This is a genomic window from Bacillus sp. MYb78, from assembly GCF_002975115.1.
GTDB lineage: Bacteria > Bacillota > Bacilli > Bacillales > Bacillaceae_G > Bacillus_A > Bacillus_A cereus.
Window position 1 is genome coordinate 1 of sequence record NZ_PCOB01000006.1, and the last position, 17,272, is coordinate 17,272.

Below are 17,272 nucleotides of genomic sequence, written 5' to 3' on the forward strand. Positions count from 1 at the left end.
AGCTATTTGGAAAATCTGTTTCACAGTTAGCTTTACAGAAACGATTTACAAAGATCAAGAAGCGAAATAGATATGAGTGGTTAAATGACATCAACGCACAAGTTCCCAAACAGGCTTCAAAAGATTTTGATACGGCGAGAAAACATTCGTTCAAAAAGTACAAAAATGGTTATCACACTTCTTATAAATCCAAAAAAGATTTAATCCAAGGATTTTATGCCAATTATGAAAGACTGGTTATAGGAAAGAAAGTAGTTCATATTCAGTCTATTGGAGAAGTGAAAACAAGCCAACAACTACCAAGGAATAAAAAACCATCCAATCCAAGAGTTACCTTTGACGGTCGTCACTGGTGGATGAGTGTAGGGTTCCAAGAAGACTTTGAATCACAAGAATTAACCGATGAGTCGATTGGTGTGGATGTTGGTTTAAAAGAGCTTTTTGTAGCTTCTAATGGTACGAAAGAACGAAATATAAACAAAGATGCCAAGGTTAAAAAATTTTTGAAAAGGAAAAAGTCAGCGCAAAGAGATATGTCTAGGAGATTTAAAAAAGGTGTGAAAATTCAATCTGCTGGATATGAAAAAGCGAAAGCTGAGCACCTGCGGTTATCTAGGAAAATTATGAATATCCGAAATAACCATATCCATCAAGCAACAGCTAAATTGGTGAAAACCAAACCAATGAGGATTGTTGTGGAAGACTTATCTATTTCAAACCTGTTAAAAAACAAAAAACTATCGAAAGCATTTTCATTTCAAAAATTAAACTTCTTCTTTCAATGTTTGTCATACAAGTGCGAGAAGTACGGCATTGCGTATGTAAAAGCTGATAAATGGTTCGCTTCAAGCAAGATTTGCTCATGTTGCGGAGTGAAATACGACCATTCAGTTCAACCAGAAGGACAGTGGAGTTTAAAGATTCGTGAATGGCGTTGTGCTTCATGCAATAGCTATCACGATAGGGATGTAAATGCTGCGATAAATTTATCAAGATGGGTAAAATAAATGCTTGATAATAGGAGGTAACGATACTGCCTCGTGTGGAGTGTTATACCCCTCGTCCCTTTGGGGTTGCGAGAACACGATGAAGCACTAACTCGTGTAAATTTGATTGAATTGTATAGATTTAGTTAAGTTTATCGTATCGGTGTTATGGATGCGTATGTAAGGATTCGAAAACTAAAACCAGATGTGATTTTTTCAAAAGGCGGTTTCGTATCTGTACCAGTCGTAATTGGAGGATGGCTAAATAGAGTACCAGTTTTATTACATGAATCTGATATGACGCCAGGACTAGCAAATAAAATTGCGCTTCGTTTTGCTTCGAAAATATTTGTTACATTTGAAGAAGCAGCGAAACATTTACCGAAAGAAAAAGTAATATATACGGGATCTCCTGTACGTGAAGAAGTGCTGAAGGGAAATCGAGAAACAGGTTTAGCATTTTTAGGTTTTTCACGTAAAAAGCCAGTTATTACGATTATGGGAGGTAGCTTGGGCGCGAAAAAAATTAATGATACGGCTCGAGAAGCATTACCAGAACTTCTTAAAAAGTATCAAATTGTTCACCTTTGCGGAAAAGGTAACCTTGATGAAAGTTTACAAAATAAAGAAGGATATAGACAATTTGAATATGTACATGGAGAACTGCCAGATATATTAGCGGTAACAGATTTTGTTATTTCACGCGCGGGTTCCAACGCAATTTTTGAATTTTTAACATTACAAAAGCCGATGGTTTTAATTCCATTATCGAAATTTGCAAGCCGTGGAGATCAAATATTAAATGCAGAGTCCTTTGAAAGGCAAGGGTATGCCTCCGTATTATATGAAGAAGATGTAACTGTAAAATCTCTTATAAAGTATGTCGAAGAATTGAATCAAAATAATGAGAAGTATAAAACAGCACTAAAAAAATATAATGGAAAAGAAGCAATTAAAACAATCATTCAAAATATTTCAGAGGCATGATGAAACAATCATGCCTCTTTTAGTAGGGTGAAAGATTCCAAGAATTGATATTTTTATGTTACAATAAAGTGAAACTTTAATCAGTTGGGGGCATCCTCCATCTAACTTCTTTGCTTTCACTGGAATTTGAGGAGGGGGGTTTACTGCCCTCAAATAGCGGGATAACAAATGGGTTAATAGGGAAATTCCAATTAATGAAGCGTGAAAATACGAATGGATTAGGAGTGACTGTGTTGGAGCTAAGTCTCTATGAAAATACTGCACTTATTATATGCTTTGTGTTGTACGTTGGTAGTGTTATTGTTTATATTTCAAGGAAATTTTCGCAAGAAAGAGAGCTTGAAAAATCAGAGATAACAGCTGAACTAGAAATGTTAGCTGATGAAAGTTATAAAAAACAAAAAATAAAAGAAGACCATGAAGCATCCCATCATTTAAACGCAAATAAGTTTTAAAGATGGGGATTTTTTTTGAAGTTGTTATTTATTATAGCTATAACAAATAACGCTAAAAAGGAGTTTCCCGATACATAATGAAGGAGTGTATATAAATGAATTTTTATATCGCCTCAGGTTTCCAAAATAAACATCTAGTATGTTCCGTAGCAAATGAACTGAAACATGCAGGATGGCACCATACATATGATTGGACCAAAAACGAAAGAGCAGTGAATCAAGAACAATTAAGAGAAATTGGTCAGGCAGAAAAAAATGCTGTAAAAGAAGCGGATGTGTTTTTACTTATATTAGATGGCGGAAACGGGAGCCATACAGAGTTTGGAATGGCGATTGCACTAGAGAAAACGATATATGTATATCATGCAGGAAACCCGCTCCAAACAACGTTCTATCACTTGCCAGAAATAAATATTTTTGAAGGAGATGTAGCTGAGTTTGCATCTTATGTTATGAATCATGTGAAATAATAGTAACTACCTAAAAGGTTATAAAAGTGATCTTTTGGGTACAGTGATGATAAGAAACGTATATAAAGGAGTACATAATATGAAATTAGAAAATGGATGGGAAACGAGCTTTTTAGAAGTCGTACAAAATAGTGAATTTAAGAAAGAGGCACTTCTTAGTCAATTGCTTTGTCAGGATAGTGAAGAAGTAGAAGAGCTTGTGGATGATTACGGCTACGAAGAACTTGTTGAACGTGAACATGATGATGAGTTAGCTGAAATCTTAGGAGAAGAACTTTTTAGTGAGATGGAACGCCAAGTATTCTTATCTTCAAACCCAGAAGAAAAACTTATTGCATTCGTCAATGGATTAGGTTTTCATGTGTTAGATTGGATCGTTCTTCTTGAAACAGAATTTGGCATTGATAGTGCAAACTTTACATCAGATGCTGTAAAGGTGTTAGAAAAGCGTTTCAGACAGTTTCCGTACATAGAGGACAATACAATTTTTGATATGACATTTGGAGAATCGATGGATGTATTAGAATCTGTTACAGGATTACAACTAAAGGAAAAGATGAACATATAATGAAAAAAGAACGTGATTCAATCACGTTCTTTTTTTACATAATAATAATTTTATCATCTAGTTTTGTCTGCCCGGTAAGAAGTGCGTTTAAATATTCCACTTTTCTTATACAAGCTTGTATATGTCTTTCAACCTCTTGTAACTCTGCTTGGTGATGTGTTTCAATTGGATGAATTTGTACGTTGAATTTTTCAAATTGACTACTATATGTTATTTCTGCATAGCCGCTCATAATATCGGTTTCGTTATGAAATAAAAATTGCCTCGTTTTGTCACAGAATGATACATCCTGAAAGCCATATACTTTTAATGCTTCAATTACTTTTTTAATCATTTTTGTATTCATTTTTTTAACCCTCTTTACGAAGTTCTACTTTTATATTATAACATAAAAAATTACATAGAAAGCGCTTCCAAGTGTATTTTATTATAAACTTTACGTTTCAATCACAAAAATGAAACAAAGAAAAAATAATTGTAAAGAAGGAAGGACTCTTTTATTGTTTCGTCATATATATAGAGAAATAGTGCAATGAAAGGAAATTTTCCGAGGTGGAGATCGTATTTCCAATTTGAGCGCAGTAAAAGAGGTGAGAATCTTGAACTTTGATATTGTAGGACAAAAAGCATATATAAAAGATGGACCGCATCGGAACCGAATTGGAATTGTAAAGAAAAACGAGACAAAATTAGCATCGCAGTTTGCTATTGTAATTGGAGAACAAATTATTGATGTAGAGCTAAAGGATATCGTGTTAGTTGGAGTAGACGTAGGACAATTTCATAAATGGTGCGAACAAAATGGTTATTTGTGAAAAGGACGGGCTGTGAGATAATGAAATATATTTGAGGAAAGAGAATATATTATTGTATTCTCTTTTTCTATGTTTAAGGAGGCGAAAATGAAATATAAAGAACAGGAGTTTACGTTGGAGTTAAAAGAGAACATTCAATGTATGGAGAAGGAAATAGAGCGAATGTCACTTAAATTGTATAAAGAGTATTCGCATTTATACATAGAAAAAAACATGGAATTAGATATGGGATTTGCAAGAGAAAAAGAGAATCCCTTTGAGGTGGGTTATTATTCAACAGTTGCTATAGCTATATTAGATGAAGAAAAAGAGATGATTAAATTTCACAATATTCCAATTTAGGAATGTGAAAGAATCTTTTTAGGAATGCCAATTCAATCAAACATTTTGGGTAGTAAGAAAGTAGGAGAACTCGCTGATGAATCTTGTTATGAGATTGAGGAAGAGTTAAAAGAGCAATTAGAAGAATACTTGGAGTGATAATTCTCAAGATAAGATTTATAAAGAGGGAACGGAATAAAAAAGACGCTAACAATTGTATGTTAGCGTCTTTTTTTCATTATGAAGCAATTTCACCAGTTTTTGTATCATCTTGATTGTACGTATCTTGATCTAATTCACCAAGCCATTTACTTGAAATAAGACCTGCTGTCATAGAACCACTTACGTTAAGAGCTGTACGACCCATATCGATTAATGGCTCAACCGAGATAACTAGAGCAACAATACCGATTGGTAAGTTCATTGTAGATAGTACGATTAAAGCTGCGAATGTTGCACCGCCACCAACTCCGGCAACACCGAATGAGCTAATAGCAACAACAGCGATTAAAGTTAAAATAAATTGTGGTTGTAATGGATCAATTCCTACAGTTGGAGCGACCATCATTGCAAGCATTGCTGGATAAATACCTGCGCAACCGTTTTGTCCGATAGATACCCCAAATGAAGCTGCGAAGTTTGCAATTCCTTCGGAGATACCAAGCTTTTCTTTTTGAGCTTCAATATTTAATGGCATCGCACCAGCACTAGAGCGAGATGTGAATGCAAAAGTTAGTACAGGGAACACTTTTTTCAAATATTGAATTGGATTTAAACCAGACAATGCAATTAATAATAAGTGAATGATAAACATTACGATAAGTGCTACATAAGAGGCTAACACGAAGTTACCAAGCTTTAAAATAGCATTTATATCGCTACCAGCAACTGTTTTTGCCATAAGAGCTAATACGCCGTATGGAGTAAGGCGTAAAATTAATGTTACCATACGCATTACGATTGCATATACAGCATCAAGCATTTTCTTAAATAGCTCTGCTTGTTCTGGATATTTTCGTTTTACACCTATAAAGGCAATGCCGATAAAGGCTGCAAATATTACGACAGAAATTGTTGATGTTGGACGAGCGCCTGTTAAATCAAGAAACGGATTTGTAGGCAATAGCTCTAATAATTTATCTGGAATTGTTGTCTTTTCAATAGAAGTAAATCTTTCTTCAACTAGTTTCAGACGAGCAGATTCTGCATCACCTTGTTGCAAGCCTGTTGCAGATACATCAAATCCTGCACTTGCAGCGATACCGACAGCTGCAGCGATACCTGTAGTAAGAATTAAAATTCCTATAATAAGACCACTAATTTTACCAAGGTTTTTCGTTAACTGTAATTTTGTAAATGCTGAAATAATAGATACTAAAATAAGTGGCATAACGATCATTTGAAGTAATTTCACATAACCGTTACCAATTAAGCCAAACCAAGTATTTGATTCAATAATTACTTTAGAAGTTGGCTCATAAATGAATTGTAATATAAGACCGAATAAAATTCCGACTCCTAAAGCGGTAAATACACGTTTATTAAAAGATACATGCTTACGTTGCATATAATATAATACGCCAACTAAGATGAGCATGACTGCAACGTTAATTCCGACAAGCAGTGTATTCATGTTGATTCCCCCTAATTCCAATCTGTTATATAGAATATAAGGTAATAAAACCTATAAGTCAACTAGGAAATTCCGGGATTAAAAAAAAGATGGCAAAATGCCATCTTTTAATGTCCAGCCCCAGGGACAAGTAAAAATGTCGTGTAGTATGTAAATCCTATGAAGAAAACAGTTAAATATGCCCCGAATACGTATATATACATACGCTCTGTTAATTTTAAATAGCTTAAAAGTACGAAGAAACCTGTTTGTCCTAAAAATAGTAGTGCAGCCTGTTGCATATCTCCTACGTAAAACATAACCGAGAAAATTCCAGTCCAAAAGCCGAGAACGCGAAACATGCGATCCATGCTATTTCCCTCCTTTTCTAGAAAAAGTAAAACCTCTTTTCATTATAGTTTATTTTTCTTACTATTGTAAATATTCGTTCATATAAAAAGAAGCCAATTATTATTGGCTTCTTTTTATATGATAAATTAAATTGTTAGTTTATAATTACAAGATTTACATCCATCTAATAGACTATCATGTCGAGTTAATTCCATGTTAGGGAATAGGATTTCAAAAATGCCTTTCATCATATCTCCGTGCATGTTACAAATTTCAGTTGGATGATGAACAGCAACTTCTTTAAATGGACAATTGTGTACATCATAGAAAATTTTTGTTCCATCTGCACTTAATTCAAATGCAGGTGATAAGCCGGCTGTTGAGAAAGCTTCTTTTGCAATTTGAACTTTTTGCTCTACTGTTAAAGCATCTTCACTCACATTTAAACGTTGCATATGTTGTTGCATTAATTCGGCCCCGAATTGTTTTCCTGTTTCGTATAGCGCTTTTTCACCAGCAGCGCCAAGGCTAAGTAAAGAATTAAATGCGATTCTTGCTAACAATTGATAATCACGGAATGGAAATTGTAATTGGATAACATCTTCAGATAAGACATACAATCTGCTCGGTCGTCCGCCTTTTCCAGTTTTCTTCGTTTCCGATTTTAGCATATGAACATCTTCTAGTTTAGATAAATGTAAACGCGCTACGTTTGGATGAATGTCAAACTCATCTGCAATTTCTTGTACCGTTACGTAACTATGTTTTTGCGAAATATATTTATAAATGTAATAACGAGTTGGGTCAGATAATACACCTGTAATTTTTAAAGCTTGTTCCATGAGGATCTCCACCTTTATCACTTTATCCAAGATAATAACATTATAATACAGATAAACATGAGTATAGGTAATTTCAGACAATAATTCGGAAATTGTTCATAATTTCACAAACATATTTTTCCTTTTTGTTCTAGTCAAAATACAAAATTCCAAATTTTTATTGTGCATGTTTTCATGCTATATACATAGTGAGGAGGGAAAAGTGATGAATGGGATTGAAATTTTTGCGAATACAATTTTAAAAGAAGCGTGTAGGGTACAAGCGTCAGATTTACATATTGTGCCCCGGCAGAAGGATGTAGCGGTGCAACTACGTATAGGAAAAGATTTAATGACGAGACATTGTATTAAAAAGGAGTTTGGAGAAAAACTTGTCTCACATTTTAAATTTTTAGCATCTATGGACATAGGAGAGAAACGGAAGCCACAGAATGGTTCGTTGTATTTGCAAATTGATGGACAAGAAGTGTATTTACGCCTTTCAACACTTCCAACAGTATATCAAGAAAGTCTCGTTATTCGCCTTCATTTACAAGCATCTGTGCAGCCCTTATCACATCTTTCGTTATTTCCAAGTACGGCAGCAAAACTACTCTCGTTTTTACGCTATTCACAGGGGCTACTCGTGTTTACTGGACCGACTGGTTCTGGGAAGACAACGACAATGTATGCATTATTAGAGGTAATTAGAAAAAAGAAAACACGTCGCATCATTACACTTGAAGATCCGGTTGAAAAAAGAAGTGACGATGTATTACAAATTCAAATAAATGAAAAAGCGGGTCTCACATATGAAACAGGATTAAAGGCTATTTTACGTCATGATCCAGATATTATTTTAGTCGGTGAAATCCGTGATGAAGAAACAGCAAAAATAGCTATAAGAGCAAGTTTGACAGGACATTTAGTCATGACAACGTTGCATACGAATGATGCGAAAGGAGCAATCATTCGTTTCATGGATTATGGTATAACGAGGCAAGAGATTGAACAGTCTTTATTGGCTGTAGCTGCACAGCGACTTGTCGAATTGAAGTGTCCGTTTTGCAGAGGAAAGTGCTCAACTTTATGTAAATCAATGAGGCAAGTAAGGCAAGCAAGCATTTATGAGCTGCTATATGGATATGAGTTAAAACAAGCGCTTAAAGAAGCAGATGGAGAATGTGTTACTTACAAACATGAGACTTTAGAATCGTCAATAAGAAAAGGATATGCTTTAGGTTTTTTAGAAGATGATGTTTATGTTTAAGAAAACTTGGAGTTTAAGTGATCAAGTAGTATTGTTGAAACGTTTAGGAGAATTACTAGAAAAAGGCTACTCTCTTTTACAAGCATTAGAATTTTTACAGTTTCAATTACCTGTAGAAAAGAAAGTACAATTGCAGCACATGATTGAGGGGTTAAAAGATGGGAAAAGTCTACACGATTCTTTTCATCAGTTAAAGTTTCATCAGGACATGTTAAGTTATTTATTTTATGCCGAGCGACATGGTGATATTTCTTTTGCTTTGCAACAAGGAAGTGCACTTCTTTATAAGAAAGATAAGTATAGGAGAGACATGATGAAAATCATGCAGTATCCTATGTTTTTAATGTTTTTTCTACTAATCATGCTTTTTATTTTCAACCTCATTTTATTACCTCAGGTTGAAATGGTTTATAGTTCGTTCGGTTCTAATACACCACTACTTACAGAACAAATTTTAAGTGCAATAAAACTGCTGCCTTACATTATTTTAACCGTTATTTTAACTGTTATTATTGGATGTAGTTTGTATATGTTGTATTTTAGGAAACTTCCACATATTAGCCAGGTAAAAATCATGCTTCGTATGCCCCTCATCAAAACATTTCTTATTTTAAAGCATTCACATTATTTTGCTACTCAGTTGAGTGGTTTATTAAATGGTGGACTATCAGTATGCGAAGCTTTAACAATAATGATGGAGCAAAGATATCATCCGTTCTTTCAATATGAAGCGAGCCGGATTGAAAGACAATTAATTGGAGGAGAACGGTTACAATCTATCATTGCTAAAAGTGGGTATTACGAGAAAGAACTTTCTTATGTTATTACGCATGGACAAGCAAACGGCAATTTAGCGATTGAATTAGGTGACTATAGCGATCTTATTATGGAAAAGATGGAACGGAAAATTAAACATATGTTAGTTATCATTCAGCCTATTTTATTTACATGTATTGGAGGAATCGTTGTCCTTATGTATTTAGCGATGATTATGCCAATGTTTCAAATGATGAATTCTATTTAGGGGGCATTTGTATGCGGAATGAGGAAGGATTTACTCTGTTAGAGATGCTATTAGTAATGGTTGTCATAACTATATTATTACTATTAATTATTCCAAATGTAGTTACACAGCGTTCATCGGTCCAAGGAAAAGGGTGTGCAGCTTACGTGAAATCTATAGAAGCACAAATACAAGTATATCAATTACAACATAATAAAATTCCATCGTTAAAAGAACTGACAGATGAAAAGTATATTACAACTGATAAGTGCCCGAATGGCGAATCTATTCATATTTCAGATGATGGCGCAGTATCAATTAGGGCATTGTGAAACAACAGGGGTTTACTTTTTTAGAAATGTTACTCGTTTTATTTGCTATTTCTGTATTAAGTGTAGTTACGTATTTTAGTGTTCATTCCTTATACGAGCGACAAAAAGTTGAACAATTTTTGAGACAGTTTTCAAATGATATTTTGTATATGCAGCAATTAGCGATAAATCGTCAAAAGCACTATACATTACGTTGGCATAAAGATAGAAATATGTATGCTATAAAAGAGTCAGGTACAAAGTATTATATCGTCAAGCGGGAGTATGAAGAAGATATACAAATTGATTTGCATACGTTTCCAAATCCGATGACATATAATCCAAGTGGAAATATTAATAGAGGTGGTACGATTATAATTTCATATCGAAATTATAAATATGAAATTGTATTTCAGCTTGGAAGAGGGAGATTTACGTATCGTGAAATGTCAAAAAGGATCCATAATGGCTGAAATGATTGTATCGTTAAGTATTTTAATGATGGCTGTATCGTTACTACTACCGCAAACAGTATTAGTTATGCAAGAAAGAAAAAATATACAAATTCGTTATAAGGCATCTGGATTATTAAAAAAGGAAGCAATTATATATATGTATGGAAATGAAGAAAAGCGAATAATAGAAAAGAATATAAATGGAATTGTGTATTACACATATTGGGGAGGCAATGAAGTTTGTACCATGTGGAGAGATGTGAAAGACAGAGTGATGGAACAATGCTTTTATGTAGGAGAAAAAATAAATTAGAATTTGGTTTTTCATTAATAGAAATGATTGTATGTCTGTTTCTATTATCAATATTTTTTTTGCTCTTTCCCCGCCTACATTTCATTGAAATGGAAAATAAACAGTCAAAAGGATTAAATGATTGGGAGTGGGATGTATTTTTAGGTCAAATGCAATTGGAGTTTCGTGAAGTATCATCTGGAGAACAGCTAGCATTTGAAAATGGAGAAAGTATTTTACGATTTCGATCGCGTAATGGGAGTGAAGTATCGTATGAAAAAGAGAATAGTCGTCTTATAAGAAAGGTAAATAGGCGCGGGAGGGAAGTTGTTTTACAAAATATTGGAACGGTTTCTTACAAACTAACACCTCATGTACTCATTATAAATGTGAAAGATACTAGCGGAAAAATATATGAAGGTGTAGTTATGCGATATAGTGAAATGGAAATGAATGTATGAGAGGGAAAAATGGGTTTACAATGCCTGGAACACTCATCTTTCTTATTTTATTAACTTCTTTTTTTATATACGAAACAAATATGTTGTTTACAGATAAAAATTTTTATATAGAAATAGAACAAAAGTTTTTACTGGATGAACTACTTAACCGATCTATTACAGATATAAAAAAAGACTTACAGCAAAAAGAAAAAGAAGGTGCATTTTTCTTTCAGTATGAAAAGGGAGAAGTGAGTGGAAATTATATCTTTGAAAATGATTTAATTCTCGTTGCGTTGCAGTGTACACTCAAACAGGAAGCTTTCTATACGGTGAGCTTTCGGTATAGAAAGAAGGATGGAAAAATAGTCGATTGGATAGAAGGATAATATGTAAAAATAAGAAGAAAAACCAGGGATTTCTATTGTAAATTGAATTGATTTTTTAGAAGAAATGGATAAATATAACGATTAAAAGTTTAAATTTTCTCAAAAAAGAGAAAGGTAGAAAGAATGTGATATATTCATGCTATCCAATCATTATTTTTAGGGAGAATAGGGAAATGACAAACAACAATCAAATAGGTGAAAATAAGGAACAAACTATTTTTGATCATAAAGGAAATAAGATTATGACAGAGGATAGAGAAATACACATTATTTCAAAATTCGAAGAACCTCTTATTGTCGTATTAGCAAATGTACTAAGTGATGAAGAGTGTGGTGAATTGATTGAAATGTCTAAAAATAAAATGAAGCGGTCTAAAGTTGGTTCATCACGTGATGTAAATGATATTCGAACAAGTAGCGGTGCATTTTTGGAAGACAATGAACTTACTTCAAAGATTGAAAAACGAATTTCATCTATCATGAATGTTCCTGCGTCGCATGGTGAAGGATTACACATTTTAAATTATGAAGTGGATCAACAATATAAAGCACACTATGATTATTTTGCGGAACATAGTAGATCAGCTGCTAACAATCGTATTAGTACGCTTGTAATGTACTTAAATGATGTAGAAGAAGGCGGGGAAACGTACTTCCCGAAATTAAATCTTTCTGTACATCCTAGAAAGGGAATGGCAGTATACTTTGAGTATTTTTATCAAGATCAATCACTAAATGAGCTTACGTTACACGGAGGGGCACCTGTAACGAAAGGCGAGAAATGGATTGCAACGCAGTGGGTGAGAAGAGGTACTTATAAGTAAAAGCGAGTGTTACGTTTTGTTCTTCATAGTATAAGAACAAAACGTTTTTTTATTAAACAAAGTAGCATCTTTCGTTATAATAACAATTAATAAATGACGATTGAGAGGACAGAAAATGAAATCTATATACATAACCGGCTACATGGGAGCAGGGAAAACAACAATTGGAAAAGCGTTAAGTAAAGAACTTCAAATGGATGTTGTAGATACTGATCAAAAAATCGAAGAGAAGCAAGAGAAGGCAATTCGTGATATTTTTGCCGAAGAAGGCGAAACGGCTTTTCGGGAATATGAAAGCGAAATGTTACGTTCGCTACCAGTCCATAATGTCATTATTACAACTGGTGGGGGAATTATTGAACGAGCGGAAAATCGCAAGTGGATGAAAGAGAACGGAACTGTCGTGTATTTATATTGTGATCCGCATGTAATTGCAGAAAGGCTTCGTGAAGATACGACACGTCCATTATTTCAAAAGAAAGATATAGATGCATTTGTAACGAAATTTGAATTACGCCGAGCTTATTATGAAGAGGCTCATATTCATATCGATACGACAAATAAGTCTGTAAAGCAAATTATGAATGAATTAAAGGAAAAGATTAATGTATAAAAAAGTGGACATACTAATCAAGTAGAGGTGATGATAATATGTCTACTAATGATTATGTTCGCTTTGTGACGCAGCAGTTTGTGTCGTATATGGATGCTCCAAAAGAAGATCGAAAACAAAAGAAAGAACAACGCCGTGCTGAAAAAGAGCCATTTATGAATAAGTGGTTTGGTGTTATGCCGCTGAGTGCTGCTTTGTTTTATCGAAATGTAAAAAGTAAAAGAAAAAAATCAAGTTAAATTTTAGTCATATGTCTAGCAAAATAAAGATCCCCTAGTGTCGTAATACACTAGGGGATCTTTGTTTACTGCACGGATTCTTGTTCTTCCGTAACGGCATGTATTTTATTGTTCACCCATACGAACCCTATTCCGATACAAATAGAAATGCCCCAGCCGACAGCGGTCATAATCGCTCTCATTTCACCGTAGCCATCTACACCAAAAACAGAGATGAAATAAATTTTTAAAAAGCTTTTTAATATAAATTGTAGCCCGAAAAATAACGTTAAATATTGCAGTGCTGGATATATACGACTATCACGATAAAGCTCACGACTTTTATCACGGTCATGACCTTGAAGTGCGGCAATATCTGCTGCGAAATATAACATAAGTGGTTTTTTTATAAAAATTGTACATATGACGATAATACCGAGTACGATGTGATAATATGCATCATTCCATAACATTCGTTCAGCTGACCCAGATAATAGATCTACCGTTGTATTAGAAATGAGTGTAATTAAAATAAAGAACCCTGTCACGTTAAACTGTTTTTCTTTTTTAAAGGTATACAGTGTATAAATAATCCCCGGAACAGAGGAAAGTAACATCGCGTAATAAGGATCGATATAAGGTTTTGCAAATTTCCAAATGAGGAATGGGATTACGAGATAAAAGACAAGATCTAATATAGCTTTTTTATTTTGATTCATACAAAGCCTCCTTAAGTCATACATATATTTTATAATATAATTTCTGAAAATTGTATAAGGTTTAATGGGAAAAGAAAAAATATATCAATTTTTGAGGGATTAGTAGATTGAAAAAAATTGCCCCTAGCGTAGTAAGTTTTTTTAGTATATAATAAAGGAAACGCTTTCATTTTTAGTTTGTTCACAAAATGGACGGAAAATCACATATTTACTATCGATATGTTGCTTTATAATGAAACTAATTAAATATACATGCATACAATATTGTGAAATAAATAACATAAATAATCTATATAAATGTAAACGTTATCAAAAGAGAGAGGTGGAGACAATGAGTAAATTTTTCTTCAATCATAATCCAGCAACAGTAGAGGATGGAAGGCTTGTTAAATATGCTGAAATTATTTATGGAGAAGGTGGCCGTTCTGTATTAGAAAATTTAATGGTGAAGGCATCTATCAGATTGCGTGATCGTTATCCGAATAAATCTGACGAGCAGATCTCGAACCTAGTAAATAAAGGCATCCATGATATGTTTCAAAAATATGTGAGCGAGTAAGAGTAGCCAATGGCTGCTCTTATTTTTTTGTATAAGGATTGTAACTCTAGCTGAAAATAAACATGTATTTTGAAAAACGCAAAAAGGAGTGGGAAAGATGAGCAATGGAATTGGACGTTCGAAAGAAAATCTTCCAACTGATGCAAATCATGTGAGCGCAAAGGATCGTGCACAGCAGAAACGTATGGCACAGAAAAAACAGCAAGAGCGTAGTGGCGATAGCGAGTAGGGTAGAAAATAGCTCAAAAGAGGCTCCTTCTAAAGCAGAAGGAGCTTCTTCAAGATAGAAAATGATTCGCGGTAACATAAAAAAGGCCACCGTTAATAATTTGCACTGTAATACGTGGTTCATACTGTTCTTGCAGAGCTTGTTTTTCAATTTCATAGCTCTCAGGAAGTTCGTCACTTTCTTCATAAAAACGGTTTAAAAGGTCTAGATCATGATTCCAACGCACTCTTGCTTCTTTTGCCCACGTATGGTCATCTTCTGCAATTATATTTTTTAAAGCGTCTTCTATGCGTTGTAAACCACTTTGAGGTTTAATGATGGGCGAGAGCGTAAAACAAAAATCAGGTATTTTTGGTGTAAGTTTAATGTTTGTTAATGTTTCATGAAAGTTTGCCATCATTGTTCCAGAAATGAGATGAATGCCAATCGAGTGAAGGATGTCTTTTTTTCGATCACATTGATAGGAAACTTTTATATTAATACCGAGCCAAGGGTGGAGCGGTGTATGTGTTGCCCCATTATGTCTTACATCCTCATATAAACGTATGTAAGAGCCTAATTCTTTTGTCGTTTGGAAAATTTGATGTAGACGTGGTGAACCGTAGTGAATAAGCTCACCATCATTTTCTTCATTTTCTGGATTTGTAATAAGAGTAAGGCGCATCGGATTCGGTACGCCTCCTGTTTTCTCAAGATAGTGCCAATAAAAAGGGCGATTCATTAATAATTTATCCATCTCAATTGTTAACTGTACATCTAATAAATGAGGAGAACGTTCTAAAATTTCACAGTTATTCGCCTCAAAGAAATTGTATAAGTAATTATGAATTTCATGTTGCTGCATAGCCTTGCACCTCAGCTTCATTTCGTTTCGCAAAGTCGATTATAGATGTTAAGTTTTCCATCTTAATTCTAATTTCACCTTCGCTTTTTGATTGCGCGAAAATTTCTTGAATGTGCGCGTCGATGTTTTTCATATTAATTCTCGTTAAAATTTCATCGAGTTCACCGATAACACGCTCGAATAAGTTGATTTTTTCATATAACAGTTTCAGAATATGTTCTTCAACAGTATGCTTTGTAGCTAAGTTATAAATATGAACATCATTCTTTTGACCGAGACGGTGAATACGTCCAATTCTTTGCTCAAGACGCATTGGATTCCATGGCAAATCATAATTGATCATATGGCTACAAAACTGTAAGTTAATGCCTTCTCCGCCAGCTTCCGTTGCAATTAACACTTGGGCACGATTTTGGAAAAGTTCCTTCATCCAATCTTTCTTCCCGCGTTTAAATCCACCGCGGAATGGGACAGAAGAAATACCGTGTTGTTGTAAAAACCATTGTAAGTACATCTGTGATGCTCGGTATTCCGTGAAAATGACGACTTTATCGTCAATTTCTTTTATAAGCTCTAGAGCTTTAGTTGCTTTCGAGTTGAAAGGAATATGATTAATTTTGTCCATTAGCACATCGATATGTGGATCTTTTATATAATGTTCATTTTCTTTCTGTCTTTTTTCTACATGCTTTTTCAATGAATAGTAAACAGCCTCACGACTACTACACGCTTCCCGTTTTAAAGTTAACGATGAGAAAGCAGATGTGAAGGCGTCTTGTCCTCGCCAATTTTCGATATCATTATATAGAGCTTGTTCTTGTTCATTAAACTCAACAAAAATTGTACGTACATGTCTCTTCGGCCAATCGATACCGGTATTATGTCGTCTATTTCGCACCATTACTTTGTTAATGAGAGCTTTTAAGTCTTCATCTGATTTGGCTGAGCGATTTTTGGAAGCGTAATATTCTTCAAAGTTGGATTGATTGCCTAAATGTCCTGGCTTTAATAAAGAAACAAGGTTAAAAATTTCATCAATCTTATTTTGAACAGGAGTAGCGGTTAGTAATAAACAAAACTTCTTTTTTAGTCGTTGTGCAAATTCATAGTTTTTTGTTTTATTATTTTTCAGTTTATGTGCTTCATCGATAATAATAAGGTCATATTCTAAGTTCAACACGATATCGCGATGTGGTGAACGTTTCGCAGTATCAATTGATGATACGATTACGTCAGCTTGTTCCCACGAGTAGCTTTTCTTTTGTGCTACAGCGGGAATGAAAAACTTTGTATTCAGCTCGTATGCCCATTGTGATACGAGAGAGGCTGGGACAAGTATAAGTACCTTTTTCACAAGCCCGCGGACCATGTATTCTTTCAAAATAAGTCCAGCTTCGATTGTTTTTCCAAGACCTACTTCATCTGCTAGAATCGCTTTACCATTCATTTGTTCAATCACATTTTGAGCGACTTCTAATTGATGCGGAAGCGGCGTGAAATGGGATAAATGTTTCGGTGCTTGTAGTCCATCAAAAGTAGGAACAAGTAACGATTTTTCTGTTTCATAAGCTAAGTGATATAAATCCCAGTTTGTCCAAGGACCATCTTCATCAATTCTATTTAAAAAATTGTTTTGCCACGTCCGATCTACGGAAATATCGACATTCATTACGACTCTCCCACCTTTTATAAACTAAAGTAATTATTTTTTAATGTATGA

General features: G+C 34.2%; 25 protein-coding genes and 2 pseudogenes. 19 read left to right on the plus strand and 8 right to left on the minus strand.

From position 1 onward, the window contains the following. From CQ064_RS13885 to CQ064_RS13910, 5 genes and pseudogenes are all read left to right on the plus strand, one after another. A partial coding sequence (locus CQ064_RS13885) for an RNA-guided endonuclease InsQ/TnpB family protein (RefSeq protein WP_105559668.1) occupies window positions 1–1,007 on the plus strand: 1,007 nt, incomplete at its 5' end. A 141-nt stretch (window positions 1,008–1,148) separates the two neighbouring features. After that, window positions 1,149–1,973: pseudogene (locus tag CQ064_RS13890) on the plus strand (undecaprenyldiphospho-muramoylpentapeptide beta-N-acetylglucosaminyltransferase); the annotation flags it as partial. Window positions 1,974–2,167: 194 nt separating this feature from the next. Next, on the plus strand, window positions 2,168–2,428 hold the full coding sequence (locus tag CQ064_RS13900) for a DUF3966 domain-containing protein (protein WP_000817964.1): 261 nt from the start codon (window positions 2,168–2,170) through the stop codon (window positions 2,426–2,428). A gap of 95 nt (window positions 2,429–2,523) precedes the next feature. Beyond that, window positions 2,524–2,898 carry a nucleoside 2-deoxyribosyltransferase gene (locus tag CQ064_RS13905; protein WP_001012331.1) on the plus strand — a complete coding sequence of 125 codons (375 nt, stop codon included), beginning with the start codon at window positions 2,524–2,526 and terminating at the stop codon, window positions 2,896–2,898. Window positions 2,899–2,977: 79 nt separating this feature from the next. Beyond that, window positions 2,978–3,466 carry a hypothetical protein gene (locus tag CQ064_RS13910; RefSeq protein ID WP_000764263.1) on the plus strand — a complete coding sequence of 163 codons (489 nt, stop codon included), beginning with the start codon at window positions 2,978–2,980 and terminating at the stop codon, window positions 3,464–3,466. A 34-nt stretch (window positions 3,467–3,500) separates the two neighbouring features. Here the strand turns inward: CQ064_RS13910 and CQ064_RS13915 are convergent, their stop codons facing one another. Continuing rightward, window positions 3,501–3,812 (minus strand): hypothetical protein, encoded by a 312-nt coding sequence (locus tag CQ064_RS13915; protein ID WP_001093240.1) that lies wholly within the window; start codon window positions 3,810–3,812, stop codon window positions 3,501–3,503. A gap of 253 nt (window positions 3,813–4,065) precedes the next feature. On the opposite strand from CQ064_RS13915, the gene CQ064_RS13920 reads away from it, so the two are divergent. Continuing rightward, complete coding sequence (locus CQ064_RS13920; RefSeq protein ID WP_001008326.1) at window positions 4,066–4,281, plus strand: DUF3912 family protein; 216 nt, start codon at window positions 4,066–4,068, stop codon at window positions 4,279–4,281. An 87-nt stretch (window positions 4,282–4,368) separates the two neighbouring features. Beyond that, window positions 4,369–4,761: pseudogene (locus CQ064_RS34070) on the plus strand (hypothetical protein). 79 nt (window positions 4,762–4,840) lie between these two features. Here CQ064_RS34070 and CQ064_RS13930 read toward each other — a convergent pair. The 3 genes from CQ064_RS13930 to CQ064_RS13940 all read right to left on the minus strand — a co-directional run bounded on the left by CQ064_RS13930 (window position 4,841) and on the right by CQ064_RS13940 (window position 7,407). Next, window positions 4,841–6,235, minus strand: a complete 1,395-nt coding sequence (locus CQ064_RS13930) for an L-cystine transporter (RefSeq protein WP_001094344.1) — start codon at window positions 6,233–6,235, stop codon at window positions 4,841–4,843. A gap of 107 nt (window positions 6,236–6,342) precedes the next feature. Then, window positions 6,343–6,585 (minus strand): DUF2626 domain-containing protein, encoded by a 243-nt coding sequence (locus CQ064_RS13935; RefSeq protein WP_000375619.1) that lies wholly within the window; start codon window positions 6,583–6,585, stop codon window positions 6,343–6,345. A 126-nt stretch (window positions 6,586–6,711) separates the two neighbouring features. Continuing rightward, a complete protein-coding gene (locus tag CQ064_RS13940; RefSeq protein WP_000434124.1) occupies window positions 6,712–7,407 on the minus strand; it encodes a helix-turn-helix transcriptional regulator in 696 nt (231 codons plus the stop codon). A gap of 205 nt (window positions 7,408–7,612) precedes the next feature. On the opposite strand from CQ064_RS13940, the gene comGA reads away from it, so the two are divergent. From comGA to CQ064_RS13990, 10 genes are all read left to right on the plus strand, one after another. Beyond that, window positions 7,613–8,656 carry a competence type IV pilus ATPase ComGA gene (gene comGA / locus CQ064_RS13945; RefSeq protein ID WP_001013177.1) on the plus strand — a complete coding sequence of 348 codons (1,044 nt, stop codon included), beginning with the start codon at window positions 7,613–7,615 and terminating at the stop codon, window positions 8,654–8,656. After that, on the plus strand, window positions 8,649–9,680 hold the full coding sequence (gene comGB, locus CQ064_RS13950) for a competence type IV pilus assembly protein ComGB (protein ID WP_000475180.1): 1,032 nt from the start codon (window positions 8,649–8,651) through the stop codon (window positions 9,678–9,680). Before comGA ends, comGB begins: the two co-directional genes overlap by 8 nt. Window positions 9,681–9,691: 11 nt before the next feature. After that, a complete protein-coding gene (gene comGC / locus CQ064_RS13955) occupies window positions 9,692–9,991 on the plus strand; it encodes a competence type IV pilus major pilin ComGC (protein ID WP_001243321.1) in 300 nt (99 codons plus the stop codon). Then, window positions 9,988–10,443: a competence type IV pilus minor pilin ComGD gene (gene comGD / locus CQ064_RS13960; protein WP_002094140.1), complete on the plus strand. Its 456-nt coding sequence runs from the start codon at window positions 9,988–9,990 to the stop codon at window positions 10,441–10,443. The genes comGC and comGD overlap by 4 nt, the downstream gene beginning before the upstream one ends. Then, the gene (locus tag CQ064_RS13965; protein ID WP_000829462.1) at window positions 10,436–10,738 is read left to right on the plus strand and encodes a hypothetical protein; all 303 of its coding nucleotides are present in this window, start codon (window positions 10,436–10,438) and stop codon (window positions 10,736–10,738) included. Before comGD ends, CQ064_RS13965 begins: the two co-directional genes overlap by 8 nt. Beyond that, on the plus strand, window positions 10,708–11,178 hold the full coding sequence (gene comGF, locus CQ064_RS13970; RefSeq protein ID WP_000923097.1) for a competence type IV pilus minor pilin ComGF: 471 nt from the start codon (window positions 10,708–10,710) through the stop codon (window positions 11,176–11,178). The genes CQ064_RS13965 and comGF overlap by 31 nt, the downstream gene beginning before the upstream one ends. Next, window positions 11,175–11,546: a competence type IV pilus minor pilin ComGG gene (comGG, locus tag CQ064_RS13975; protein WP_001214374.1), complete on the plus strand. Its 372-nt coding sequence runs from the start codon at window positions 11,175–11,177 to the stop codon at window positions 11,544–11,546. Before comGF ends, comGG begins: the two co-directional genes overlap by 4 nt. Before the next feature lie 173 nt (window positions 11,547–11,719). Continuing rightward, window positions 11,720–12,370: a 2OG-Fe(II) oxygenase gene (locus CQ064_RS13980; protein ID WP_000183853.1), complete on the plus strand. Its 651-nt coding sequence runs from the start codon at window positions 11,720–11,722 to the stop codon at window positions 12,368–12,370. A gap of 115 nt (window positions 12,371–12,485) precedes the next feature. Further along, window positions 12,486–12,983, plus strand: coding sequence for a shikimate kinase AroK (gene aroK / locus CQ064_RS13985; RefSeq protein ID WP_000836649.1), 498 nt, complete (start codon window positions 12,486–12,488; stop codon window positions 12,981–12,983). Window positions 12,984–13,021: 38 nt separating this feature from the next. Beyond that, entirely contained in the window at window positions 13,022–13,222 is a 201-nt protein-coding gene (locus tag CQ064_RS13990; RefSeq protein WP_000106083.1) for a YqzE family protein, read from the plus strand. 65 nt (window positions 13,223–13,287) lie between these two features. Here CQ064_RS13990 and CQ064_RS13995 read toward each other — a convergent pair whose 3' ends face one another. After that, entirely contained in the window at window positions 13,288–13,920 is a 633-nt protein-coding gene (locus CQ064_RS13995) for a VC0807 family protein (protein ID WP_001073111.1), read from the minus strand. 141 nt (window positions 13,921–14,061) lie between these two features. Continuing rightward, window positions 14,062–14,178 (minus strand): hypothetical protein, encoded by a 117-nt coding sequence (locus CQ064_RS14000; RefSeq protein ID WP_003279814.1) that lies wholly within the window; start codon window positions 14,176–14,178, stop codon window positions 14,062–14,064. A gap of 73 nt (window positions 14,179–14,251) precedes the next feature. On the opposite strand from CQ064_RS14000, the gene CQ064_RS14005 reads away from it, so the two are divergent. Further along, window positions 14,252–14,479, plus strand: coding sequence for a hypothetical protein (locus CQ064_RS14005; RefSeq protein ID WP_000032702.1), 228 nt, complete (start codon window positions 14,252–14,254; stop codon window positions 14,477–14,479). Window positions 14,480–14,576: 97 nt separating this feature from the next. Then, window positions 14,577–14,708 carry a hypothetical protein gene (locus CQ064_RS34075; protein ID WP_000064665.1) on the plus strand — a complete coding sequence of 44 codons (132 nt, stop codon included), beginning with the start codon at window positions 14,577–14,579 and terminating at the stop codon, window positions 14,706–14,708. A 49-nt stretch (window positions 14,709–14,757) separates the two neighbouring features. Here the strand turns inward: CQ064_RS34075 and CQ064_RS14015 are convergent, their stop codons facing one another. Both CQ064_RS14015 and CQ064_RS14020 read right to left on the minus strand, forming a co-directional pair. Beyond that, complete coding sequence (locus CQ064_RS14015) at window positions 14,758–15,552, minus strand: YqhG family protein (RefSeq protein ID WP_001183963.1); 795 nt, start codon at window positions 15,550–15,552, stop codon at window positions 14,758–14,760. Continuing rightward, on the minus strand, window positions 15,539–17,221 hold the full coding sequence (locus tag CQ064_RS14020) for a DEAD/DEAH box helicase (RefSeq protein ID WP_001100042.1): 1,683 nt from the start codon (window positions 17,219–17,221) through the stop codon (window positions 15,539–15,541). Before CQ064_RS14020 ends, CQ064_RS14015 begins: the two co-directional genes overlap by 14 nt. Window positions 17,222–17,272: the final 51 nt, after the last annotated feature.

What these genes read in the sequence shown, in the direction of transcription:
- CQ064_RS13990 (WP_000106083.1), top strand. Translation starts at nt 13,022, where the DNA reads ATGTCTACTAATGATTATGTTCGCTTTGTGACGCAGCAGTTTGTGTCG.
- CQ064_RS13900 (WP_000817964.1), top strand. Translation starts at nt 2,168, where the DNA reads ATGAAGCGTGAAAATACGAATGGATTAGGAGTGACTGTGTTGGAGCTA.
- CQ064_RS13905 (WP_001012331.1), top strand. Translation starts at nt 2,524, where the DNA reads ATGAATTTTTATATCGCCTCAGGTTTCCAAAATAAACATCTAGTATGT.
- CQ064_RS13910 (WP_000764263.1), top strand. Translation starts at nt 2,978, where the DNA reads ATGAAATTAGAAAATGGATGGGAAACGAGCTTTTTAGAAGTCGTACAA.
- CQ064_RS13915 (WP_001093240.1), bottom strand. Translation starts at nt 3,812, where the DNA reads ATGAATACAAAAATGATTAAAAAAGTAATTGAAGCATTAAAAGTATAT.
- CQ064_RS13935 (WP_000375619.1), bottom strand. Translation starts at nt 6,585, where the DNA reads ATGGATCGCATGTTTCGCGTTCTCGGCTTTTGGACTGGAATTTTCTCG.
- comGA (WP_001013177.1), top strand. Translation starts at nt 7,613, where the DNA reads ATGAATGGGATTGAAATTTTTGCGAATACAATTTTAAAAGAAGCGTGT.
- comGF (WP_000923097.1), top strand. Translation starts at nt 10,708, where the DNA reads ATGCTTTTATGTAGGAGAAAAAATAAATTAGAATTTGGTTTTTCATTA.
- CQ064_RS13965 (WP_000829462.1), top strand. Translation starts at nt 10,436, where the DNA reads ATGGCTGAAATGATTGTATCGTTAAGTATTTTAATGATGGCTGTATCG.
- comGG (WP_001214374.1), top strand. Translation starts at nt 11,175, where the DNA reads ATGAGAGGGAAAAATGGGTTTACAATGCCTGGAACACTCATCTTTCTT.
- comGC (WP_001243321.1), top strand. Translation starts at nt 9,692, where the DNA reads ATGCGGAATGAGGAAGGATTTACTCTGTTAGAGATGCTATTAGTAATG.
- CQ064_RS14015 (WP_001183963.1), bottom strand. Translation starts at nt 15,552, where the DNA reads ATGCAGCAACATGAAATTCATAATTACTTATACAATTTCTTTGAGGCG.
- CQ064_RS13980 (WP_000183853.1), top strand. Translation starts at nt 11,720, where the DNA reads ATGACAAACAACAATCAAATAGGTGAAAATAAGGAACAAACTATTTTT.
- CQ064_RS14005 (WP_000032702.1), top strand. Translation starts at nt 14,252, where the DNA reads ATGAGTAAATTTTTCTTCAATCATAATCCAGCAACAGTAGAGGATGGA.
- CQ064_RS34075 (WP_000064665.1), top strand. Translation starts at nt 14,577, where the DNA reads ATGAGCAATGGAATTGGACGTTCGAAAGAAAATCTTCCAACTGATGCA.
- CQ064_RS13930 (WP_001094344.1), bottom strand. Translation starts at nt 6,235, where the DNA reads ATGAATACACTGCTTGTCGGAATTAACGTTGCAGTCATGCTCATCTTA.
- aroK (WP_000836649.1), top strand. Translation starts at nt 12,486, where the DNA reads ATGAAATCTATATACATAACCGGCTACATGGGAGCAGGGAAAACAACA.
- CQ064_RS14000 (WP_003279814.1), bottom strand. Translation starts at nt 14,178, where the DNA reads ATGCATGTATATTTAATTAGTTTCATTATAAAGCAACATATCGATAGT.
- CQ064_RS14020 (WP_001100042.1), bottom strand. Translation starts at nt 17,221, where the DNA reads ATGAATGTCGATATTTCCGTAGATCGGACGTGGCAAAACAATTTTTTA.
- CQ064_RS13995 (WP_001073111.1), bottom strand. Translation starts at nt 13,920, where the DNA reads ATGAATCAAAATAAAAAAGCTATATTAGATCTTGTCTTTTATCTCGTA.
- CQ064_RS13940 (WP_000434124.1), bottom strand. Translation starts at nt 7,407, where the DNA reads ATGGAACAAGCTTTAAAAATTACAGGTGTATTATCTGACCCAACTCGT.
- comGB (WP_000475180.1), top strand. Translation starts at nt 8,649, where the DNA reads ATGTTTAAGAAAACTTGGAGTTTAAGTGATCAAGTAGTATTGTTGAAA.